At 68.8% G+C, this 6308-nt stretch carries 5 protein-coding genes and 1 pseudogene; 4 read left to right on the top strand and 2 right to left on the bottom strand.

Annotated elements, in window-relative coordinates; genetic code table 11:
• Positions 1–1323: pseudogene (locus B4L26_RS06395) on the top strand (DUF3367 domain-containing protein); the annotation flags it as partial.
• On the opposite strand, the gene B4L26_RS06390 reads toward B4L26_RS06395, so the two are convergent.
• Positions 1280–2566: an acyltransferase family protein gene (locus B4L26_RS06390; protein ID WP_409563370.1), complete on the bottom strand. Its 1287-nt coding sequence runs from the start codon at positions 2564–2566 to the stop codon at positions 1280–1282. The pseudogene B4L26_RS06395 and the gene B4L26_RS06390 sit on opposite strands and share 44 nt — an antisense overlap.
• A 56-nt stretch (positions 2567–2622) precedes the next feature.
• Between B4L26_RS06390 and B4L26_RS06385 the strand changes: the two genes are divergently transcribed.
• The 3 genes from B4L26_RS06385 to vapC are packed head-to-tail and all read left to right on the top strand — an operon-like array spanning position 2623 to position 4238.
• On the top strand, positions 2623–3633 hold the full coding sequence (locus B4L26_RS06385) for a DUF3068 domain-containing protein (protein ID WP_290717190.1): 1011 nt from the start codon (positions 2623–2625) through the stop codon (positions 3631–3633).
• Between the two features lie 15 nt (positions 3634–3648).
• Positions 3649–3852 carry a type II toxin-antitoxin system VapB family antitoxin gene (locus B4L26_RS06380; RefSeq protein WP_290717188.1) on the top strand — a complete coding sequence of 68 codons (204 nt, stop codon included), beginning with the start codon at positions 3649–3651 and terminating at the stop codon, positions 3850–3852.
• Positions 3849–4238, top strand: a complete 390-nt coding sequence (gene vapC / locus B4L26_RS06375) for a type II toxin-antitoxin system VapC family toxin (RefSeq protein WP_290717186.1) — start codon at positions 3849–3851, stop codon at positions 4236–4238. The genes B4L26_RS06380 and vapC overlap by 4 nt, the downstream gene beginning before the upstream one ends.
• 22 nt (positions 4239–4260) lie before the next feature.
• Here the strand turns inward: vapC and B4L26_RS06370 are convergent, their stop codons facing one another.
• Positions 4261–6294, bottom strand: a complete 2034-nt coding sequence (locus tag B4L26_RS06370; protein WP_290717184.1) for a TPM domain-containing protein — start codon at positions 6292–6294, stop codon at positions 4261–4263.
• Between the last annotated feature and the right edge of the window lie 14 nt (positions 6295–6308).

Genomic DNA, 6308 nt, shown 5'->3' with positions numbered 1-6308 from the left:
CTCGCGCCGGAGGCCAGTGCCGAGACAACCGCGCGGACCCCCAAGGGGGTTAAGCGCCGCAAACTGCCGCGCGATGCGAAGCAGGCCCGCCTGACGCTGAATCTCCCCGCCCCGCAGTTGGTCGAAAAACTGGTGCTGCGTGCACCGCGCGGGTACCCGGCGGCGCCCACCGAGGTGGCCGTCGACCTCGGCACCGGCGAGCAGATCCGTCGCGTCGGGCCCGACGGGGTCGTGCCGCTCGATCCCGCTGTCACCGACCGCATCGTTCTCACCGTCCGCCGCGCTGCCGATCTCATCAATGTCAACGATCTGGGCTTCGCCCGGCCTGCGCCGGTGGGCATCAGCGAGGTCGGGATCGTCCCCGCCGCTCCGATGCCCGTGCGCGACGACGCCATGCCGGTGGTGCTCGGATGCGACGCCGGGATGTCGCTGAGCGTCTCTGGGCAGGTCGTGCCGTTGCGCGCGGAGACGACGGTCGGCGCGCTGCGCGCGGGTGCCCCGGTGACCGCGGTCCCCTGCGGTCCGATCCACCTCGCGAGCGGCGAGCAGGAACTCACGGTCAATCCGAGCGGTGCCTTCTCCGTCAACCGAGTGCAGGTGCGCACCGATCGGTGGTCGAGTGCGCCGGCAAGCGAAGCGAGCCAGCGTGTATCGAGACCTACCACCCTCCGCTGGGACGCCACCCACCGCGAGGCGAAGGTCGACGCTGCACCGTCAACCCGCGTCCTCGTCATCCCCGAGAGCACCAACCCCGGATGGAAGGCCCGCCTCGACGGCACCGACCTGCAGCCGCTCACCGTCAACGGCTGGCAGCAGGGCTGGATCATCCCCGCCGGCACAAGCGGCACCGTCGCGCTCACCTATCCCCTCGACGGCCCTTACCGCTGGTCGCTCGGGTTGGGCTTGGCGGTGCTGGCCGTCGTGCTTGCGCTGGCCTTCGGAGGCGCACGATGGTCTCGATACGAATCCTCGCCTAGCGGCTTGGATCCACTCGACCACAGAAATAGCCCGACCGTTCTCGGCGCCGTCGCCTTTCTCGGCGCTTCTTGGCTGTTGGCGGGCTGGTGGGGATTGGCGTTGTCGACGGTGGTCGGCGCCGGAATGTGGCGGTGGACCACACGGAAGGACCAAGACCGTTACGGCGGCGCCCCCGTCGTCGCGGCGTTCACCCTGTTCTTCGCAGCAACGTGCGGTCTGGCCGCCGGACCGTGGAAGTCGCCGACCGGCTACAACGGCTTCGACTGGTGGGTGCAGGCCCTCGCACTGGCTGCGGTCGCCGTCACGATGTGGCGCTCGATTCTCCACCGAAACCTGTCGACCTAGCGACCGCAGGGGGAATTCCGCCCTCGGAGTGCCGCTCCTCGACAGGATTCAGGGTGCTCCCGCTCCGACCCACCGCCCAACGCCGCACCGGGTCCTCCACGAACGCGTAGCTCGCCGCCGCAATACCCACCGACAGCACGACCGTGATCACCCACACCAACACGAACGAACCACTGAACGGGATTATCCCGAACAACCCGAACACCACCGACAGCACCGCCACGTGCCAGATGAAGATGCCGTAAGACCAGCGCCCCAGCGTCGTCATCACCGACGATGCCAAGAATCGGAACGGACCATCGCCCAAAGCAAGGGGCGCCAGGATCGCGAACGCGCCGATCGCGCCGAGCAGGATCTTCGTCGCAAACCCCAGCGCGCTCAGCTCGCCCATCCCGACCGGGCCGGCCAAGGGCGTGCACGCCAAGCCGTACGCGAGCACGAACACCGCCAACATCAGCGGACGGTTCTCCGACCACCGGCACAGCGCGACCAGCGGCGCGGGCAACGGCACAACCGATGCACCGCTGCCGGCGCCGACATCACCCGAACCACTCCCGACAGCCCTCCGCCAAACCGTCAGCTCCGCCAGCAGCAACCCCGCGACGAACCACGGCAGGTGCCCGATCAACCAGTTCTGCGCCTCCACACCGTCGGGTGCGGGGATGTGTGCGGCGATCGGCCCCCACAGCAGACCAACCACTCCAAAGCCCAGCACCCCGACCACCCGCCACCGCGCACGATCCCCACGTAGCGACACCAACGACCACGCCAACACCGGTAGCAACGCGTAGAACAGCACCTCCACCGACAAGCTCCACATCTGGGTCAACCCCGCGGTCAACGACAACGGGACGAAGACCTGCGTCAGAGTCAGATTCGCCAACCACACCACCGGGTCGGACGTCCGAGCCTCCGGCAACAGCAGCAGCACCACGACGACCACCACCGTGTACGCCGGCCAGATCCGCCAGAACCGGTGCCGCACATAGCGGATCAATCCCGGCTCCGGCGCCAAGGCCCACGCGGCCAGCGCATGCGGCTGCCACAGCAGGAAGCCCGACAGTGCGAAGAACAATGCGACGGCCAGATCGAGTCGCCCGAGAACCGGCCCGACCACCGGCCACCCGACGGCCCCGGTCTGGAACGCCACGTGCGTGGTGAGCACGCCGACCGCCGCCACCGCCCGCATGCCCTCCATCTGCGGGTAGAAGCGTCGCTCTGAAGCCCTGCTCACGACTGTCATCTCGGGCGCCAATCTACCCGCGCCACCACAACACCCCGCCCGGTACGCTCACCACCGTGTCCGACTCCGCGACCAGCCGCTGGTCCACCCGCCAGCTCCTGCCCCCGACGCTGGTCTTCCTCGCGGCACTCTTTGCGACGGTCGCGATCGCTTCGCCGACGCTCCTCGCGCCCCAACTAGCGCGCGTCTCGCTGGATACCAGTCTGGTGACCACGTCGAAGTCGACGGCCCCCGCAGCCACCTTCGACCGCTGTTCCCTCGACCGTCCTACCGCCGCCGCGACGCCCCCGCGCACCCTGATCCGCAACCAGCGTGTCGTCGTCGTCCGCCCCGCCGACCGCACGACCGCGACCCTTCAGGCTGGCACCGCGATCCGTCGTGACGCTCCTGCGAGCACCGGGTGCACCGACCCGGTCCTGTCCGCCGTCGTCGACCGCGTCACCATCAGTCGTACGACCGCCGAACCCACCGGTGAATCATCAGTCCAGACCGATTCGACGCGCCCCACCACGCTCCTTCCCGACCGCTCGGGTTTCACCTACCTGTTCGGGCCGCGCCTGCGTGCCGACGACGGTCTGCGCTTCTTCGACCCGATCACCCGCCGCACCGTCGCGCTGCAGAAGCTCGGCGACGACACCGTCGAAGGCCTGTCGATCGTGCGTCTGCGCGCCGACATCCCCGACACCAATCTCGCCACGCTCCCCGCTGCCGACCCCCGCAGCCGCATCACCAAACCCGCCGTCTGGTTCGGCTGGCCCGGCGACACCCCGATCACCGCCGACGCCCATCAAGGCGGCCGCTACACCCTCTGGGTCGACAAGCGGTCGGGTCTCATCATCGACGCGGAGATCGCCGTGCGCCGCGATTACCGCGCCGCCGACCGGTCACTGCCCGACTTCGCGGCGACCTTCCGCTACGACGCCGCGACGCGCGCCTCCCTGGCCGATGCCGCTCGCTCGCAGGCCCGTCCGGCCTGGCTCGCGGGACGAATCGTGCCGCTCGTCGCGGCGCTCGTCGCCCTGGCCGCCATCGTCGGAACATTGGTAATTCAACGTCGACGCATGTAGGTGTATCGTTGGTGTATGACTCGCACCAACATCGACATCGATGAACAAGCCTGCGAGACCGTGATGCACCGCTACCACTTCGCCACCAAGAGGGAGGCAGTGAACTTCGCGCTCCGGTCCCTCGCCGACGAGCCGCTGAGCCTCGACGAGGCCCGCGACATGCGCGGTTCCGGATGGGACGGCGACCTTGACGACATGCGCGAGGGCCGCTTCGCGTGATCCTGGTCGATTCGTCGGCATGGATCGAGTTTCTTCGCGACACCGGCAGCCCGACCTGCAATCGTGTCTCGGACCTACTTGATGGCGACATCGCCGTGTGCGACGCCATCCGCATGGAGGTGCTGGCCGGCGCGCGAGACGAGACTCACCTACACAACCTCCGTCGCCTCATCGCCCGTGCGGTCGTACTCCCGACTACCCCGGCCCACTACGACGACGCCGCGGCGCTGTACCGCGGATGCCGGAGAAGCGGCGAGACTGTCGGCAAGTTGCTCGACTGCTTGATCGCGGCGCATGCGATCAGGGAAGACATCCCCGTGCTCCACGCGGACCAAGACTTTGCGGCCATCGCGCGCCACAGCAAGCTCAGCGTCGCTCAGGTGTGAGCTCGTACCGCCCGGACGGGGGCTAGAACCGCCCGCCGACACCGATCCGGCCGGAGCTTCCCGACCCGCCGAACGATCCCGGCGAACGACCGTCGTAGCTGTACCCGTCACCCCTGCGGCTAGGGAAGCCGCCGGTGTCGATGCGACCACCGCCGAGCCCACCGCCGCCTCCACGCAGGAAGCTGTCGACGAGGATGCCGCCGAGGACCGCACCGATCGCCGACGGATCGCCACCCTGTGCCGCGGGCTGCTCGGTGCGCTGCCACGACACCACGTCGGCCTGCGCGCTCATCAACGCTTGGTCGGCGAGGGCACCCGCGCGTCGGGCCTCGTCGACGGCTTCGACTGCCTCGCCCGCGGGACGCTTCTGTGCCGAGGCGAGGAGTCGTTCCGCCTCCGCCAGCCGAGTCCGCGCCTCGGTCTGCACTGCCCCGCGCCGCGTCGCGATGAAGTCGCGGGCGGCCGACACCTTTGCCGCAGCGGCCGCGGTGCCCGTCTCCCGCAATTCGACGTTGCGCTTGCGCAGGTTGGTCGCGGCGCGCCCGCTGTCGAGCGCCTCGTCGAGTGCGGTATCGGCGTCGACGAGGGTCGTGAACGATCCCAACGGATCGGTATCGGCATTGGCCGCCGCGTACTGCAGCGCAATGTGTGCGGTCTCGACCGCCGTGTCCAGGGCTGACGAGCGGTCCAACGTTCCCGCCTGCTCGATCTCGGCCGTCACCTCGTCGATCAGCGCGGGCAGTCGGGTAGCCGCCGTCGCGATGGATCCATCGGCATTGCCGATCGCGTCGAGCAATCGGCGCGCCTGTTCGACGGCCCCCTCGGCAGCACGGATCGCGGCGACCGCCGCACCTTGGCGACCCGCGGGCTTCTCGACGGCGTCGCGGCCTGCGTCGATGTTCTCCTCGGCGAAGACGATCTGCTTTTCCGCGAGCTCGACGTTGTGCGACACCGATTTCACCCGCTCCTCGCCGTGCTTGGCGATGAGCAGCGACAGTGTCGCCTCGGCGGTCTCCGTGCGCGTCTTGAGGTCGACGACGCTGCGCGTCAGGTCGTCGAGGCGCTCCGGTGCGTTGAGCAGCAGATTGCGCATCTCGTCGAAGGCCCGGACTTGACGGTCGAGCTCACCGTCGACGTCGTGGCAGGTGGTGATGATCTGCACGAGCATCGACCGGCGCTCATCGGCACTCTCGGTGATCGCATCGTCAAGGCGCTGGCGCAGCACGAACGAGTCGGCGATCCCCTTCTGCGCCGCCTCGACGGCCTTGCGGAACGGGGCGGTCTCCTGCTCACCGAACTCGTCGACGGCCAGCGCGAGCTCGTCGGTGCTGGTGCGCACGGCGTTGTCGGTGTCGGTGAGGATTTCCTTGGACCAGTCGTCGAGCACCTCGATCGACTGGGTGGACAGCTGGTCGACGGTGAGTTCGTCGGATGCGTTGCGCAGCGAGTCGAGCCGCTCCTCGGCCTCGTGCTGACGCCGGCGCCGCGAGTACAGGTAGGCCCCACCACCGACGACGGCTGCGGTGCCGCCGACTCCGGCCGCCACGTAAGTGAGCGTGTTCGACCCGTCCAGAGCACGGTCGATCCCGTTGGCGGCGGCGATCCCCGCCTGCGCCCACTCACCCTTCTTCAGGTTCGGCTCGACGTTCTTCGCAGCAATCGAATTGACCTTGTCCTGGCCCAGTCCTTCGGGGGCCGAGAGGTAGTACCGCCGCGCGTCGGTGGCGACGGCGAGCAGCACGTCGCGGTCGGTGAACTCGCTGGCGGTGATGACCTGATTCGCCCAGTCGGCGGCAGTGCGGTTGTCGAAGGTCTTCACGTAGACGACCCACAGGCTCAGCCCGCGCTCGTTGTAGAGACGGTCGATCGCGCGCTGCAGCTTGGTGCGTTCTGCGGCGTTGATGACCCCGGCGGGGTCGTGGATCTGCAGTTGCTCGGGCAGGGTCATCGGCGGCTCGGCGCGGGCCGTGCCGGCTGCGATCATGCCGATCGACAGCGACGCGAACAGGACAGCCGCCGCAGCGAACTGTCGAAGGATCAAACGCGCGTGGAGCATGGATCCAATCTAGC

The sequence above is a fragment of the Gordonia sp. UBA7599 genome (assembly GCA_002477755.1).
Taxonomy (GTDB): Bacteria; Actinomycetota; Actinomycetes; order Mycobacteriales; family Mycobacteriaceae; genus Gordonia.
Note: the sequence above shows the minus strand (reverse complement) of the source record. Positions and strands in the feature narration are given on the sequence as shown.

Excerpts from the sequence above, each read along its gene's own strand:
- B4L26_RS06390 (WP_409563370.1), bottom strand. The coding sequence starts at position 2,566 with ATGACAGTCGTGAGCAGGGCTTCAGAGCGACGCTTCTACCCGCAGATG.
- B4L26_RS06380 (WP_290717188.1), top strand. The coding sequence starts at position 3,649 with ATGACTCGCACCAACATCGACATCGATGAACAAGCCTGCGAGACCGTG.
- B4L26_RS06370 (WP_290717184.1), bottom strand. The coding sequence starts at position 6,294 with ATGCTCCACGCGCGTTTGATCCTTCGACAGTTCGCTGCGGCGGCTGTC.